The organism is Pseudomonas sp. SMN5, assembly GCF_052041925.1.
Lineage (GTDB): Bacteria > Pseudomonadota > Gammaproteobacteria > Pseudomonadales > Pseudomonadaceae > Aquipseudomonas.
Map to the genome: position 1 here is coordinate 231,901 of NZ_JBKGGX010000004.1, position 14,540 is coordinate 246,440.

14 protein-coding genes are annotated in these 14,540 nt (G+C 62.5%); 5 read left to right on the forward strand and 9 right to left on the reverse strand.

The features are described from left to right. Nucleotides 1-32 precede the first annotated feature (32 nt). From ilvD to ACLEJR_RS06060, 4 genes are all read right to left on the reverse strand, one after another. Entirely contained in the window at nucleotides 33-1,874 is a 1,842-nt protein-coding gene (ilvD, locus tag ACLEJR_RS06045) for a dihydroxy-acid dehydratase (RefSeq protein WP_440798263.1), read from the reverse strand. A gap of 258 nt (nucleotides 1,875-2,132) precedes the next feature. Then, nucleotides 2,133-3,338, reverse strand: coding sequence for an MFS transporter (locus ACLEJR_RS06050; RefSeq protein ID WP_440812737.1), 1,206 nt, complete (start codon nucleotides 3,336-3,338; stop codon nucleotides 2,133-2,135). A gap of 349 nt (nucleotides 3,339-3,687) precedes the next feature. Next, nucleotides 3,688-4,884: a class I SAM-dependent rRNA methyltransferase gene (locus tag ACLEJR_RS06055; protein ID WP_440798259.1), complete on the reverse strand. Its 1,197-nt coding sequence runs from the start codon at nucleotides 4,882-4,884 to the stop codon at nucleotides 3,688-3,690. A 140-nt stretch (nucleotides 4,885-5,024) separates the two neighbouring features. Beyond that, nucleotides 5,025-5,564 carry a type 1 glutamine amidotransferase domain-containing protein gene (locus ACLEJR_RS06060; protein WP_440812738.1) on the reverse strand — a complete coding sequence of 180 codons (540 nt, stop codon included), beginning with the start codon at nucleotides 5,562-5,564 and terminating at the stop codon, nucleotides 5,025-5,027. Between the two features lie 231 nt (nucleotides 5,565-5,795). Here ACLEJR_RS06060 and ACLEJR_RS06065 point away from each other — a divergent pair, with 231 nt between their 5' ends. The 3 genes from ACLEJR_RS06065 to ACLEJR_RS06075 are packed head-to-tail and all read left to right on the forward strand — an operon-like array spanning nucleotide 5,796 to nucleotide 7,828. After that, on the forward strand, nucleotides 5,796-6,611 hold the full coding sequence (locus tag ACLEJR_RS06065; protein WP_440798269.1) for an HDOD domain-containing protein: 816 nt from the start codon (nucleotides 5,796-5,798) through the stop codon (nucleotides 6,609-6,611). 29 nt (nucleotides 6,612-6,640) lie between these two features. Continuing rightward, complete coding sequence (gene mutM, locus ACLEJR_RS06070) at nucleotides 6,641-7,453, forward strand: bifunctional DNA-formamidopyrimidine glycosylase/DNA-(apurinic or apyrimidinic site) lyase (RefSeq protein ID WP_440798255.1); 813 nt, start codon at nucleotides 6,641-6,643, stop codon at nucleotides 7,451-7,453. Between the two features lie 54 nt (nucleotides 7,454-7,507). Continuing rightward, nucleotides 7,508-7,828, forward strand: coding sequence for a multidrug transporter (locus ACLEJR_RS06075; protein ID WP_440812739.1), 321 nt, complete (start codon nucleotides 7,508-7,510; stop codon nucleotides 7,826-7,828). A 160-nt stretch (nucleotides 7,829-7,988) separates the two neighbouring features. Here the strand turns inward: ACLEJR_RS06075 and ACLEJR_RS06080 are convergent, their stop codons facing one another. The 5 genes from ACLEJR_RS06080 to ACLEJR_RS06100 all read right to left on the reverse strand — a co-directional run bounded on the left by ACLEJR_RS06080 (nucleotide 7,989) and on the right by ACLEJR_RS06100 (nucleotide 12,722). Next, nucleotides 7,989-8,240 carry a YfhL family 4Fe-4S dicluster ferredoxin gene (locus ACLEJR_RS06080; protein ID WP_440798251.1) on the reverse strand — a complete coding sequence of 84 codons (252 nt, stop codon included), beginning with the start codon at nucleotides 8,238-8,240 and terminating at the stop codon, nucleotides 7,989-7,991. Nucleotides 8,241-8,371: 131 nt separating this feature from the next. After that, nucleotides 8,372-8,851, reverse strand: coding sequence for a pantetheine-phosphate adenylyltransferase (gene coaD / locus ACLEJR_RS06085; protein ID WP_040071510.1), 480 nt, complete (start codon nucleotides 8,849-8,851; stop codon nucleotides 8,372-8,374). A gap of 115 nt (nucleotides 8,852-8,966) precedes the next feature. Continuing rightward, nucleotides 8,967-10,562, reverse strand: coding sequence for a GMC family oxidoreductase N-terminal domain-containing protein (locus tag ACLEJR_RS06090; protein WP_440812741.1), 1,596 nt, complete (start codon nucleotides 10,560-10,562; stop codon nucleotides 8,967-8,969). 143 nt (nucleotides 10,563-10,705) lie between these two features. Further along, a complete protein-coding gene (locus ACLEJR_RS06095) occupies nucleotides 10,706-11,251 on the reverse strand; it encodes a twin-arginine translocation pathway signal protein (protein WP_440812743.1) in 546 nt (181 codons plus the stop codon). A 40-nt stretch (nucleotides 11,252-11,291) separates the two neighbouring features. Continuing rightward, on the reverse strand, nucleotides 11,292-12,722 hold the full coding sequence (locus ACLEJR_RS06100; protein WP_440812745.1) for a coniferyl aldehyde dehydrogenase: 1,431 nt from the start codon (nucleotides 12,720-12,722) through the stop codon (nucleotides 11,292-11,294). 137 nt (nucleotides 12,723-12,859) lie between these two features. On the opposite strand from ACLEJR_RS06100, the gene ACLEJR_RS06105 reads away from it, so the two are divergent. Both ACLEJR_RS06105 and ACLEJR_RS06110 read left to right on the forward strand, forming a co-directional pair. Next, nucleotides 12,860-13,531: a TetR/AcrR family transcriptional regulator gene (locus ACLEJR_RS06105; protein WP_440812814.1), complete on the forward strand. Its 672-nt coding sequence runs from the start codon at nucleotides 12,860-12,862 to the stop codon at nucleotides 13,529-13,531. A 35-nt stretch (nucleotides 13,532-13,566) separates the two neighbouring features. Beyond that, on the forward strand, nucleotides 13,567-14,421 hold the full coding sequence (locus ACLEJR_RS06110) for a sulfurtransferase (RefSeq protein ID WP_440812747.1): 855 nt from the start codon (nucleotides 13,567-13,569) through the stop codon (nucleotides 14,419-14,421). Nucleotides 14,422-14,540 lie beyond the last annotated feature (119 nt).

Sequence of the window (14,540 nt, forward strand, 5' to 3'; positions counted from 1 at the left end):
TGGCGGGGCATTTTTATCGTGGCGATGAACGCTTACAGCCCGTCCAGCAGCGCCTTGTTGCGCACCGCGCCCTTGTCGGCACTGGTGGCGAGCAGGGCATAGGCCTTGAGCGCGGTGGTCACTTTACGGGGACGTACTTCCGCCGGTTTCCAGCCTTTGCTGTCCTGCACGACCCGACGTGCGGCCAGTTCTTCATCGCTGACCAACAGGTTGATAGAACGGTTCGGAATGTCGATCAGCACCTTGTCGCCGTCCTGCACCAGGCCGATGGCGCCACCGGCAGCCGCTTCGGGGGAGGCGTGGCCGATGGACAGCCCCGAGGTACCGCCGGAGAAACGGCCATCGGTCAACAGCGCGCAGGCTTTGCCCAGGCCTTTGGATTTCAGGTACGAGGTGGGGTAGAGCATTTCCTGCATGCCCGGGCCGCCTTTCGGACCTTCATAGCGAATGATCACGATATCGCCGGCCTTCACTTCGTCGGCGAGGATCCCACGCACTGCGCTGTCCTGGCTTTCGAAGATCTTGGCGTTGCCTTCGAATACATGGATCGACTCGTCGACACCTGCGGTTTTCACCACGCAGCCGTCCAGGGCGATGTTGCCGTACAGCACGGCGAGGCCGCCCTCCTTGGAATAGGCATGTTCGACGCTGCGGATACAACCGTTTTCACGGTCGTCGTCCAGGGTTTCCCAACGGGTCGACTGGCTGAACGCGGTTTGCGTCGGAATACCCGCCGGGCCTGCCTTGAAGAAATGGTGCACGGCTTCGTCGGTGGTCTGGGTGATGTCCCACTTGGCAATGGCCTCGGCCATGCTTTTGCTGTGCACGGTCGGCAGGTCGGTGTGCAGCAGGCCACCACGGGCCAACGAACCGAGGATGCTGAAGATCCCGCCGGCGCGGTGCACGTCTTCCATGTGGTACTTCTGGATGTTCGGCGCGACCTTGCACAGTTGCGGCACGTTGCGGGACAGGCGGTCGATGTCGCGCAGGTCGAAATCGACCTCGGCTTCCTGGGCGGCGGCCAGCAAATGCAGGATGGTGTTGGTGGAACCGCCCATGGCGATGTCCAGGGTCATGGCGTTTTCGAACGCCTTGAAGTTGGCGATGTTGCGCGGCAACACCGACGCGTCGTTCTCACCGTAGTAGCGCTTGCACAGCTCGACGATGGTCCGGCCGGCCTGCAGGAACAGCTGCTCGCGGTCGCTGTGGGTGGCCAGGGTCGAGCCGTTGCCCGGCAGGGCCAGGCCCAGGGCCTCGGTCAGGCAGTTCATCGAGTTGGCGGTGAACATGCCGGAGCACGAACCGCAGGTCGGGCAGGCGCTGCGCTCGTACTCGGCGACCTTCTCGTCGGAGGCGCTGGAATCGGCGGCGATCACCATGGCGTCCACCAGGTCGAGGCCGTGGCTGGCGAGCTTGGTCTTGCCGGCTTCCATCGGGCCGCCGGAGACGAAGATCACCGGAATGTTCAGGCGCAGGGCGGCCATGAGCATGCCGGGGGTGATCTTGTCGCAGTTGGAAATGCACACGATGGCGTCAGCGCAGTGGGCGTTGACCATGTATTCGACGGAGTCGGCGATGATCTCGCGGCTCGGCAGCGAATAGAGCATGCCGTCGTGGCCCATGGCGATGCCGTCGTCCACCGCGATGGTGTTGAATTCCTTGGCTACGCCGCCTGCGCGTTCGATTTCCCGGGCAACCAGCTGGCCCAGGTCCTTGAGGTGGACATGGCCCGGTACGAACTGGGTGAAGGAGTTGGCAATGGCGATGATCGGCTTCTTGAAGTCGTCATCCTTCATCCCCGTGGCGCGCCACAGTGCACGGGCGCCGGCCATGTTGCGACCGTGGGTGGATGTTTTCGAGCGGTAATCGGGCATGGAGCACTCCGGGCGGCAAATCAGGTACTAGTCAGGGGAAGTGAGCTTCTGTCGACGTCTGGAACACTCTGGATGGGCGGTGTACCGGGAAGTGGCCGATGACGGTGCAGGATCACTGCGCGCCTGGGCATGAGCTCATAAACCCGCCGGGGATGAATGGCGATGAATCCCGCGATTCTACACCGCTGACGCCAGGATGAAATGCTGCAAAGCGCTGATCGGATGCCGATGGCGCTTACGGGAGACGACTGGCAGGGTTCAACCGGTCGACAGCGCGCCGTAGCGATGCCGGACCAGAGCGTTGAGCATCAGCCCCAGGAAACCGAGCAGTATCAGGCAGAGGGCCAGCGTCATCTGCCTGTCCAGTGGAGTAAGACTGATCGCGGCACTGGTCAGCCCGCCAGCGATGAAGATCAGCACACTGCCGGCCGAAGCAGAGGTTCCGGCTCGTTCGGGGAATCTGTTCATGGCCTGGGTGTGGGCTGCTGCGCGGGCAATGGTGGTTCCGGCGGTGCACACGATCATGGGCAGCAACAGGGTGGTGACTGACAAACCCAGATAGGTGCAAAGCCCGAACATCAGCGCACCCGCCGTCAGAATCAGGCTCAGGCCCGTGAAAATTTGTATTTGTGGGTCGATTCGACTGCTGAGCAACGTCGCGGCCGCTCCACCGCCGATGTAAGCCATGCCATAGCCCAGCAGCGCCAGTGAAAAAGCCTCGGATGACAGGTGCAACTGGTCGATCAGAATCAGCGGCGAAATCACGATGAACGAGAAATGGCAGGAGAACGCCAGCGCGGACGTCAGCCAGTACGCCATGAAGGTGAAATCGCTGCATACCGTTCGGTAGGCCGCGATGAAGTCCGGGCGCCTGCGCTGGCTATCCGCTGGCGAAGGCTTGAGCAGAAAACAGGCGCTCATGAACGCACCGACAGCCAGGGCCATGAACACCAGGAAGCTGCCGCGCCAACCTATCCAGCTTTGCAACCCGGTGCCGGCCAGCGGCGAAACGGAAATGAAGACCCCGCCGCAGGTCACCAGGAAAATTCGCAGTCGCTGTTGTTCCCGGCCTTTGAACAGATCCTGGATCAGCGCCTGGGACAGCACGAAGCAACCGCACCCCAGGGCCTGGACGACACGGAACAACAGAAAACCCTCAAAACTCTCGGCCAGTACGCAACCGGTTGCTCCAATGGCAGAAGCGCCAATCCCGACCAACAACAGGCTCTTGCGGCCCATGGCGTCGGAGAGCGGGCCGACCAGCAACTGCGAAAGGGCAATCCCCACCGCGAACAGGCTGACGGACAGGGCGATTTCGGACGATGGACGTCCGAAATGTTCGGACAGCGCAGGAAACGACGGCAGCACCACGTCGATTGGAAACACCCCGAGCAAAGTCAGCATCAGGAGCAGGCCGACCGTTGCGGGTTTTCGGGTGTTTGAGAACGCTCTGGTGTCAGCCATCGGTACCTGCCCTGGAGGAAATTCGGCGCTTGTACAGTCCCGATAAATGGGGCTGTCAGTGTTGAAACTTGAGCACTTACTGGCAAGGGGCGATTGAGTAGGAAGGCTCCGGTAATCACGTGGGAGAGGTCTTACAAGTCATCGACGATGACTTCATGGCTGCACGACGGCCTGACAGCCGACCCGTTTCTTCAGGGATGCCCCTGTCCGATTGTGGGCGCGAGCCTGCACGCGAACGTCACGCCGCGGTACCGTTCGGCAGGCAAAAAAAATCGCAGCCCGGCTGCGATCAAGGTGTCATCGGTCATTACGCAACACCGGAGCCGCAGCTCCGGTTCCGCGCGGTCACTCAGCTATTAGGCAGCAACCGGCAGGTAATGCTCTTTATGTAGCGCGTTTCAGCAATGGCCGGGTGCACCGGGTGGTCCGGGCCCTGGCCGCCGCGCTCGAGCAGTTGGATGTTGCGGTCCAGGTGGCGGGCGCTGGTCAGCAGGATGTTCTGCAGGTCGTCTTCGGGCAGGTGCATGGAGCACGAAGCGCTGACCAGAATGCCGTCCTTGCTGAGCAGGCGCATGGCTTGTTCGTTGAGTCGGCGATAGGCGCCTTCGCCATTCTTCAGGTCTTTCTTGCGCTTGATGAACGCCGGTGGGTCGGCGACGATCACGTCGAAGCGTTCTTCGCTGGCCTTGAGCTCCTTCAGGGCTTCGAACACGTCGCCTTCGACGCAGGTCAGTTTCTCGGCGAAGCCGTTCAGCGCCGCGTTACGCTCGACGCCGTCCAGGGCAAAGCCCGATGCGTCGACGCAGAACACTTCGCTGGCGCCGAAGGCGGCGGCTTGCACGCCCCAGCCACCGATGTAGCTGAACAGGTCCAGCACGCGTTTGCCCTTGGCATAAGGCGCCAGGCGCGCACGGTTCATGCGGTGGTCGTAGAACCAGCCGGTCTTCTGGCCTTCCATGACCGGTGCTTCGAACTTCACGCCGTTCTCTTCCAGGGCGACCCACTCTGGCACAACGCCGAACACGGTCTCGACGTAGCGCTCCAGGCCTTCGGCGTCGCGTGCGGCGGAGTCGTTCTTGAACAGGATGCCGCTGGGCTTGAGCACCTGGGTCAGGGCGGCGATCACGTCGTCCTTGTGGGCTTCCATGGTGGCGGAAGCGAGTTGCACCACCAGGATATCGCCGAAACGATCGACCACCAGGCCCGGCAACAGGTCGGAATCACCGTAGACCAACCGATAGAACGGCTTGTCGAACAACCGCTCGCGCAACGACAGCGCCACGTTCAAGCGATGCACCAGCAGGGATTTGTCCAGTGGCAACTTCACGTCACGGGACAGCAGGCGCGCGCAGATCAGGTTGTTGGGGCTCATCGCGACGATGCCCAACGGCTTGCCGCCGGCGGCTTCGAGGATCGCCTGGTCGCCGGCCTTGAAACCGTGCAACGGGGTCGCGGCTACATCGATCTCATTACTGTAGACCCACAGGTGACCGGCGCGCAGGCGACGGTCGGCATTGGCTTTGAGGCGCAGGCTGGGCAGGGACATGACGTCGCTCCGGAAAAAAGAGCGGGAGTATAGCGTGTTGAAGCGGGTCCGGGGCTTGCGCTGGACATGTGGCGAGGGAGCTTGCTCCCGCTGGGTGGCGCAGCCGCCCTATTTCGATCAAGCCCCCTCGCTACGATGAGTCAGGCAGACAACGCCCCGATCAACTCTCGATTGAACGCCGGAATGTCATCGGGCTGGCGACTGCTGATCAATGTACCGTCCTTGACCACTTCCTGGTCTACCCAATTGGCGCCCGCGTTGACCAAGTCGTCCTTGAGCGTCTTGTAACTGGTCATGGTCTTGCCCTTGACCAGCCCGGACGACACCAGCAGCCAGCCACCGTGGCAGATCACCGCGATGGGCTTGCTGGCCGCCTCGAAACCTTTGACCAGGCGCTGTGCGTCGGGGTCTATGCGGATGGTGTCGGAGTTCTGCACACCGCCGGGCAGCACCACCGCGTCGTACTGCTCGACATGGGCGGCCTTGAAGGTCAGGTCGATCTTGAAATCGTCGGCGGGTTTGTCATGGTTCCAGCCTTTGACCTGGCCTTCCTTGGCGGAAAGGATGTCCACCTGGGCTCCGGCCTGTTCCAATGCCTGTTTCGGGCCGGTCAGTTCGGCCTGTTCGAAACCGTCGGTCACCAGGACGGCGACACGCTTGTTGTTCAGCGAACCGGGCATGAAATTTCTCCTCAAGCTGAGTGGGTTGACGGCCGACCTAAACCTTACGCAGGTTTGATATCGGCCCTACTGAGTCCGAAGCCTGTGGCCGAACGAAAGTTCCGCCCATCTACCGGGCGGTGTATCGGATGCGTCATTCAGGGTTAGAATCGCCGCCTGTGCCCAGAGTATGTACTCATGTCCCAAGAGCTTTCCGCCGAACAGATCCAACAGTCCCTGCAAGGCATCAGCGTGCCGCCCCAGCCGCAGATCATGGTGGATCTGCAGATGGAGCAGTACATGCCGGATCCGGACCTGGAGACAATCGCCAAGCTGATCTCCCAGGATCCGGGCCTTTCGGGCGCGTTGCTCAAGATTGTCAACTCGCCGTATTACGGCCTGCGCAACAAGATCACCTCGATCCAGCGCGCGGTGAACCTGTTGGGGAGTCGTTCGATCATCAACCTGATCAACGCGCAATCGATCAAAGGCGAGCTGCACGACGATACCATCGTCACCCTCAACCGTTTCTGGGACACCGCCCAGGACGTGGCGATGACCTGCCTGACCCTGGCCAAGCGCGTCGGCCTGGAGAATGGCGACGAAGCCTATGCGCTGGGGCTGTTCCACGATTGCGGCGTGCCGTTGATGCTCAAGCAGTTCCCCGACTACATGAGCGTGCTGGAGGAGGCCTATGCCAGCGCCAGCGCGCAATGTCGGGTGGTGGACACCGAGAACCGGGTGTTCAATACCAATCATGCAGTGGTCGGTTACTACACCTCCAAGTCCTGGCGCCTGCCGGACCATGTCAGCCAGGCCATCGCCAATCACCACAACGCCCTCGCGGTCTTCAGCGACGAGTCTTCGCGTAACAACTGCCAGCTGAAGAACCTGCTGGCGATCCTCAAGATGTCGGAAAACATTTGTGCCTCCCACCGGGTACTGGGCAATCAGGCCGAAGACCACGAGTGGGAGTGTGTCGGACCGCTGGTGCTCGACTACATCGGATTGTCGGAATACGACTTCCAGACCCAGAAACAGGAAATCCGCGATCTCGCCACTCGCTGAGTACGAGCTTCGCCTGACTCGAGAGCCCCATGCCAGAACTGCCGGAAGTCGAAACCACTCGCCGCGGAATCGCGCCACACCTTGAAGGGCAGCGGGTCAGCCGCGTGCTGGTGCGTGATCGTCGGCTGCGCTGGCCGATTCCGGAAGACCTCGATGTGCGCCTCTCGGGCCAGCGCATCGTGCAGGTGGAGCGCCGGGCCAAGTACCTGTTGATCAACGCCGAGGTCGGCACGTTGATCAGTCACTTGGGCATGTCCGGCAACCTGCGGCTGGTGGAGGTCGGCATGCCGGCCGCCCGGCACGAGCATGTGGACATCGAACTGGAGTCCGGCCTGGCGCTGCGCTACACCGACCCGCGACGTTTCGGCGCGATGCTCTGGAGCCTCGATCCGCTCAATCACGAACTGTTGGTTCGCCTCGGGCCGGAGCCGCTGACCGATCTGTTCGACGGCGAGCGCTTGTTCCAGTTGTCCCGCGGCCGCTCCATGGCGGTCAAGCCGTTCATCATGGACAACGCGGTAGTGGTGGGTGTCGGCAACATCTACGCGACCGAAGCGCTTTTTGCCGCCGGCATCGACCCGCGCCGGGCGGCCGGGGGAATTTCCCGAGCGCGTTACCTCAAGCTGGCCATCGAGATCAAACGCATCCTCGCCCATGCCATCGAGCGCGGCGGCACCACTCTGCGCGATTTCATCGGCGGTGACGGCCAGCCTGGGTATTTCCAGCAGGAACTGTTCGTCTATGGCCGCGGTGGCCAGTTGTGCAAGGTCTGTGGCACGGGGCTGCGGGAAATCCGCCTGGGCCAGCGTGCGAGCGTCTGGTGTCCACGCTGCCAGAGCTGATTTGTCCTACGGTCTATAGTCAGTAGTCGTACTGCTTAACCGAAGGATCGCCCGATGAATGTGTTCCGACCTGTCGTTCTCACGCTGCTGCTGAGTGTCGCCGTGCCTGCCCTGGCCAACGGCGGCAGCGGCGACCCACGCTATACCATCCAGAACCCGCCAGCCTATGCCATGCTCGGTGACCTGCTGATCGCCCGTCCACTGCTGCTCGCCGCCACCGTGATCGGCACCGGGGCGTTCGTGGTGTCGTTGCCTTTTACCGCGCTGGGCGGTGGGGTGGGGGATGCGGGGAAAGCCTTGGTCGTGGACCCGGCCAGGGCTACGTTCGTGCGGTGTCTGGGGTGTATTGGGGAGGGGTTTGAGCGGCAGGAGTGAGGGCAGTTGGTTTTGGGATATGGCTTATGGCCTCATCGCGAGCAGGCTCGCTCCCACAGGGGGTCCGCTGTGTTCACGCAATTTGTGCCACGTGCAGATCCCTTGTGGGAGCGAGCCTGCTCGCGATAGGGCCAGTACAGGCGCTACAGGACCTTCTGGCTCAACCCTTGCCCGTAATCCTGCGATATTTCTCCATCAACTGTTCTTCAGTCTCCGGATGGGCTTCGTCCAGCGGGATGCAATCCACCGGGCATACCTGCTGACACTGGGGTTCGTCGTAGTGGCCGACGCACTGGGTGCACAGGTTCGGGTCGATGACATAGATCTCTTCGCCCTGGGAAATGGCTTCGTTCGGGCACTCGGGTTCGCAGACGTCGCAATTGATGCAGTCGTCGGTGATGATCAGGGACATGCAGGCTCCTGCCGGGGCGTTAGCCCGGGCATCTGAAAAACGTATGCGCGCAATTGTGCCGCATTGGCGAGCGCAGTGCACGCGGGCGCGATGGACTGCGCCGTGCGGCGAGACGCAGCGCAGTCAGCGGGTCATTTCTTGAAGCGCAGGGTCAGCGCATCAGCCACGGCCGGGTGGACGAACTTGGTGATGTCACCACCCAGCGCCGCGATTTCCCGCACCAGGGTCGAAGAGATGAACGAGTAGCGCTCCGACGGCGTCAGGAACAGGCTTTCGACGTCCGGGGCCAACTGGCGGTTCATGTTGGCCAGCTGGAATTCGTACTCGAAGTCCGAGACCGCACGCAGGCCGCGCAGGAACACGTTGGCATTCTGCTCCTTGGCAAAATGCGCCAGCAGCGTCGAGAAACCGACCACTTCCACGTTCGGCAGGTGCTTGGTGACCTCGCGGGCCAGCTCCACGCGTTGCTCCAGCGGGAACAGCGGGTTTTTCTTCGGGCTGGCGGCGACGGCAATGATTACGTGGTCGAACAGGCGCGCGGCGCGTTCGACCAGATCGCCATGGCCCTTGGTAATCGGGTCGAAGGTACCTGGGTACAACACTCGGTTCATCGCGTCGTCCTGGCGGGAATCCGTTGGGGAGTCGGATGGTATCGCAGCCTGTCCGGTCGGCCAAGTCGGCTTTGGGACAAGAACGCACTATAGACGCTGCGAATACTGCCGACTGTCATGGGTTTCTCAGGCGTTCGGCCAGGGAAGTCGCCAGTTTCGCCGTCAAACCGTATACCGACAACTGCGGATTGGCACCAATGCTCGTAGGGAACAGCGAGCCGTCATGGATCGACAGATTGCCCAGTTGATGGTGGCGACCGAGGCTATCGGCGACCGCGTTCTGGCGATTCTCGCCCATGGCGCACCCGCCCATTACGTGGGCGCTGGACAGGCGCGTGCGGTGCAAGGCCAGGTCCAGGCTGTCTATCAGCGTGCGGGCCTCGGCCAGGGTCTTCACGTAGCGAGCATCGCTGTGCACCGGCATGACCGCCTTCGCGCCGCCAGCGAACTGGATCTCGGCCATGCTGTGAAAGGCCCGGCGCAGGCCGTCCCGGATATAGGGCGAAACCGGATAGTCGAGCACGGGCGTACCGTCGCTGCGCAATTCGACGTTGCCGCCGGGGCTGTCCGGATGAAAACCGTCGCGCAACAGTGCCAGCATGGCGTGGGTGTGGGGCAACTGGCCCATGTGCGCGGCGCTTTCGCTGCCGAACCCGCCCAGCAAGGTGGCGGCAAGGGCCGGATGCAGCGGCGGGACTTCGAGCTTGTAGGACATCCGGCCGGTGGGGCCGTCCTGCCATTGGAAATGGTCCGAATAGATCGATTGCGGGGCGCCGTAGAACGGGTTGATGACCTCGTCGAACTGCCCGGCCGAGGTGTTCACCAGGTGCAGGAAGGTGCGCTTGCCCAGGCGGCGGTGCGGGTCCGGCGCATCGGAGCGCAACAACAGGGCCGGGCTGTTGATGCCGCCGCCGGCCAGCACATAGTGCCGCGCCTTGACCGTGATGCGCCGCCCGTTCGGTGCCACGCAACGTTCGTCCATGGCCAGGCATTCCAGGCCGACCACGACGTCATTCTTGAGGATCAGGCGCTCGGCCCGCGCCAGATAAAGCAGCGCGCCGCCTTTATCCAGCGTGGCAGGAATGGTCGTGACCAGCATCGATTGTTTGGCGTTGGACGGGCAGCCGAGACCGCAATAACCCAGGTTCCAGCAACCGCGCACATTGCGCGGGATGACGTGCCAGCTGTAGCCCAGTTGTTCGCAGCCTTTGCGGATCACGTCGTTGTTGGCATTGGGTGGAATCAACCACGGCGCCACGCCCAGGCGTTGCTCCATTTGTTCGAACCAGGGCGCCATTTCGGCGGGGCTGTGCCCCTTGACCTGATGCTCGGCGGCCCAATGGTAGAGGGTCTGGTCCGGGGTGCGAAAGCTGGAGGTCCAGTTGATCAACGTCGTGCCGCCCACCGCCCGGCCCTGAAGAATGGTGATGGCGCCGTCCTTGCTCATGCGTCCCAGGCCTTCCTGGTACAGGCTGGTGTAGGCCTGGTCCTCCAGCAGCTTGAAGTCGTGGCTGGTCTTGAGCGGGCCTTCCTCGATCAGCAACACCTTGTAGCCGGCCGCGCTGAGGATTTCCGCCGTGGTGCCACCGCCGGCACCGCTGCCGATGATTGCCACGTCGGCTTCCAGGTGCAGGTCCTGGGTCAGCCGGGCGCCGTTGTAGGTGGTCCAACCGCGGGCCAGGCCTTCGCGGAAGGGATCGGGTACGGGCATGTGGGGATTCTCTTGTTGTTATGGATTGGAATGCTTTCCCTGTGGGAGCGAGCTTGCTCGCGATGGCGTCGGGTCAGCAGTAATCAAGTGAGCTGACACACCGCTATCGCGAGCAAGCTCGCTCCCACAAAAGCACTTGGATTTCAAACCTTCGGCGGCCCCGGATACCCGCAATGCGCCCAGGCCTCGGCCCGGCTGTACCACGCCATCATCACCATCTGCAGCAGCGAGCCGTGGCCTTGTTGCAGCAGGTCCAGCGAACTGTTTTCCCAACGGTGGAGAAACTGGCGTATGTCTTCGGCGCTGGCGTTTTCCCACGAGCCCCAGACCCCGGTCAGAGGTCCACGGGTGATGCCGAGCGAGAGCACGTCGAACAGCTGGTGCGTGAGCTTGAGCATGGACGGGGACAGGTGCGCCAGGCCGTTGTCCAGGCTTTGTAAGGTGAGGTCCGTCGCGGCGCAGATATTCTCGACCGCCACCGCGCCATCCAGCATCACCGGGATGACGGCCCGTAGAAATGGCAGGTCGCTGTCACGCAAAACCGCCAGGCCATTGGCCGGATGGCTCGGCGAGCAGCCGCTCAGGCTGGCCCCCAACCCGACGGTTGCCAGGAAGGCGCTGGCGCCGAAGCTGAATTTCAGCAGGCCGCGCCGTGACAGGGCGGGTGTGTCGATCAGGCTTGGGTTCATTCTTGTTATTACCCGATTTATTGCCGGCAGGAACAACGCGTCAACGGACAAACAGCTTCTGGATCAACTTCTGCAAAGGCTTGCCGTACGGTGGGTATATCAGGCGGGCAGCGTTGAAGCGCTGCTTGGCCAGCACCGCCTTGGCCTTGCTGAAAGTCAGGAACCCCTCGTGCCCGTGGTAGTGCCCCATGCCCGACGGGCCGATACCGCCGAATGGCAAATCGTCCTGGGCGACGTGCAACAGCGTGTCGTTCAGGCAGACGCCGCCGGAATGAGTCTCGTGGAGTACGCGATTCTGTTCGGCCTTGTCGTAGCCGAAGTAATAAAGTGCCAGGGGACGCGGTCGCCGATTGATGTAGGCAAATGCCTGGTCCAGATACTCATAGGGCACGATGGGCAGCAGCGGACCGAAGATTTCGTCCTGCATGACGGTCATTTCATCGTTGACATTGAGCAACAGGCTATGGGGCATGCGTCGCCCCTGGCCTTGCTCGAACAGTTCGATCAGCAGCGCGCCCTTGCTGGTGGCGTCGCCGATGTAACCGTTGAGCCGCGCCAGTTGTCGTTCGTTGATGATTGCGGTGTAGTCCGGGTTGTTCGCCAGGGTCGGATAGAACCCACGAACCGCCTCGCGATAGGCCTCGACGAATTCACCGACCCGGTTCTGCGGCACCAGTACATAGTCCGGGGCGACGCAGGTCTGCCCGGCGTTCAGGGTCTTGCCGAAGGCAATACGCTCGGCGGCGTCCTTGAGCGGGACATCCCCGGACACGATGGCCGGCGATTTTCCACCCAGTTCCAGGGTGACCGGGGTCAGGTTTTCGGCGGCGGCCCGCATGACATGCTTGCCGATGCTGGTGGCGCCGGTGAACAACAGGTGATCGAAGGGCAGCTTGGAAAATGCCATGCCGACCTCGGCTTCACCGAGTACCACGCAGACCAGGTCCTGGGGAAAGACTCGCGCCAGCAATTGCTTGAGCAGTTGCCCGGTGGCCGGGGTCGATTCGCTGAGTTTGAGCATCACCCGGTTACCTGCCGCCAGCGCGCCGACCAACGGCCCGATGGCCAGGAACAACGGATAGTTCCAGGGCACGATCACCCCGACCACCCCCAGCGGTTGATACACCACCTTGGCCGATGCCGGCTGGAAGGCCATGCCCACTTTACGCCGGGAGGGTTTCATCCAGCCCTTGAGGTGCCGGCTGGCGTAATGAATGCCATGCAGGCTGGGCATCAGCTCGGCCAGCAATGTTTCGTCGGCGCTGCGGTGGCTGAAATCCTGACTGATGGCGTCGATCAGGGCCTGGCGTTCATCGCTCAGTATTTCGCGCAAGGCCTTGAGCCATTGCCGGCGTTGTTCGGCCGGCGGCAGTGGATGGGCGGCGTAGGCCTGGCGCTGCGCGTCAAAGAGCGCCCGCAATTCGTCCAGGTGCTGTTGGGATTGGTGCAGGAAAGCAACGTCGGCTGGCATGGCGGGCACCGGATATTATTAGAATGGGGTGTTTTTAGAGCTTGTACTCTAGAAAGTCAACGGCATCCTTGGGTTTTTCCTGTGACCGATAGGTCGTAAGATGCCGCTCAATGCCTTCGTCGATTAAAGCCCAAACCATGGCCCCACGAATAAAAACCAGCGAGCGCATCGTGCAGAACAGCCTGGAGCTGTTCAATCAGCAAGGCGAGCGCAGTGTCAGCACCAACCATATTGCCGCGCACATGGACATGTCGCCGGGTAACCTCTACTACCACTTCCCCAACAAGCAGGCGATCATCGCCGTGCTGTTCAGTGAGTACGAGAACCTGGTGGACAGCTTCCTGCGCCCACCTGTAGGGCGGGCGGCCACGGTGGAAGACAAGCGCTTCTATTTGCAGGAGCTGTTGTCGGCCATGTGGAGCTACCGTTTCCTGCATCGGGACCTGGAGCACCTGCTCGATAGCGACCCGGACCTGGCGGCCCGCTATCGGCGATTCTCCCAGCGCTGCCTGATCCACGGGACCGCTATCTATGAGGGCTTCGTCGCCGCCGGCATCCTGAAGATGGATCGGGTCCAGATCGAGTCCCTGACCCTCAATGCCTGGATCATCCTCACTTCGTGGGTGCGGTTTCTGTGCACCACCCGGGAAAATTCCAGTCATCTGAGCGAGCAGGCGATCAAGCGCGGGGTGTATCAGGTCCTGGTGCTGGAGGCCGGCTTCGTCACCGACCAGGCCCGCGAAGCGGTGGATGCACTGTTCAGAGAGTTTTACGTCCCATTGGCCCAGACCCTGGAGGAAGGGCAGTAGGATCGATCCCTCGATTGGCGTCACAGGAGTTCACCATGCCCATTGCCCAACTCATCAGTCCTCAAGCCCTCGAACAGCGTCGGGCGCAGCCCAGCCTGGTTATTCTCGATTGCCGCTTTGCCCTGGAGGATCCGGATTACGGCCAGCGCAGCTATGCCGAAGGCCATATTGCCGGCGCGTCGTTCGCCGACCTCGAGCGGGACCTGAGCGGGCCGGTGACCAAAGGCGTGACCGGGCGTCATCCGCTGCCGGAGCCCGAAGCTCTGGTCGAGCGCCTCCAGGCCTGGGGTGTCGATAACGACAGCGACATCATGCTCTACGATGATGGCCCTGGTGCTTACGCGGCGCGGGCCTGGTGGCTGCTGGCCTGGCTGGGCAAGCGCGAGGGCGTGTTTATCCTCGACGGTGGCCTCAAGGCCTGGCATGCCGCCGGCTTGCCATTGAGCCTCGATCCGCCGCAAGACCGTCGCGGCCGCTTCAGCGGTTCGCCGGATGCAACCTTGCTGCTCAGTGCCCAAGCGTTACAACAACGCCTGGGCCAGCCCGACATGACGCTGCTGGATGCCAGGGCGTTGCCGCGTTTCAAGGGTGAGGTCGAGCCGATCGATCCGGTGGCCGGACATATCCCCGGCGCGCAATGCGCAGCGTTCACCGACAACCTGGGCAGCGACGGCCGCTTCCTGCCAGCCGATCAGCTCAAGCAGCGCTTCGCCGAAAAGCTCGGCGGGCGGTCGCCGACCGAACTGGTGGCCTACTGTGGCTCGGGCGTGACGGCGTGTCATAACCTGTTCGCCTTGTGCCTGGCGGGATATCCGCTGGGCCGGTTGTACGCCGGTTCGTGGAGCGAGTGGATCAATGACCCGCAGCGGGGTGTGGCGAAGGGCGAATAGCGTTCAGTTCCGGGGCCGATGGATTTTGTGGCGAGGGAGCTTGCTCCCGTTGGGCTGCGAAGCGGCCCCACAAGAGCTTGGGAGCGCTGCGCACTCCAGCGGGAGCAAGCTCCCTCGCC

Coding starts and splice junctions, on each gene's coding strand:
- ilvD (WP_440798263.1), bottom strand. CDS start 1,874: ATGCCCGATTACCGCTCGAAAACATCCACCCACGGTCGCAACATGGCC.
- ACLEJR_RS06050 (WP_440812737.1), bottom strand. CDS start 3,338: ATGGCTGACACCAGAGCGTTCTCAAACACCCGAAAACCCGCAACGGTC.
- ACLEJR_RS06055 (WP_440798259.1), bottom strand. CDS start 4,884: ATGTCCCTGCCCAGCCTGCGCCTCAAAGCCAATGCCGACCGTCGCCTG.
- ACLEJR_RS06060 (WP_440812738.1), bottom strand. CDS start 5,564: ATGCCCGGTTCGCTGAACAACAAGCGTGTCGCCGTCCTGGTGACCGAC.
- mutM (WP_440798255.1), top strand. CDS start 6,641: ATGCCAGAACTGCCGGAAGTCGAAACCACTCGCCGCGGAATCGCGCCA.
- ACLEJR_RS06075 (WP_440812739.1), top strand. CDS start 7,508: ATGAATGTGTTCCGACCTGTCGTTCTCACGCTGCTGCTGAGTGTCGCC.
- ACLEJR_RS06080 (WP_440798251.1), bottom strand. CDS start 8,240: ATGTCCCTGATCATCACCGACGACTGCATCAATTGCGACGTCTGCGAA.
- coaD (WP_040071510.1), bottom strand. CDS start 8,851: ATGAACCGAGTGTTGTACCCAGGTACCTTCGACCCGATTACCAAGGGC.
- ACLEJR_RS06090 (WP_440812741.1), bottom strand. CDS start 10,562: ATGCCCGTACCCGATCCCTTCCGCGAAGGCCTGGCCCGCGGTTGGACC.
- ACLEJR_RS06095 (WP_440812743.1), bottom strand. CDS start 11,251: ATGAACCCAAGCCTGATCGACACACCCGCCCTGTCACGGCGCGGCCTG.
- ACLEJR_RS06100 (WP_440812745.1), bottom strand. CDS start 12,722: ATGCCAGCCGACGTTGCTTTCCTGCACCAATCCCAACAGCACCTGGAC.
- ACLEJR_RS06105 (WP_440812814.1), top strand. CDS start 12,860: ATGGCCCCACGAATAAAAACCAGCGAGCGCATCGTGCAGAACAGCCTG.
- ACLEJR_RS06110 (WP_440812747.1), top strand. CDS start 13,567: ATGCCCATTGCCCAACTCATCAGTCCTCAAGCCCTCGAACAGCGTCGG.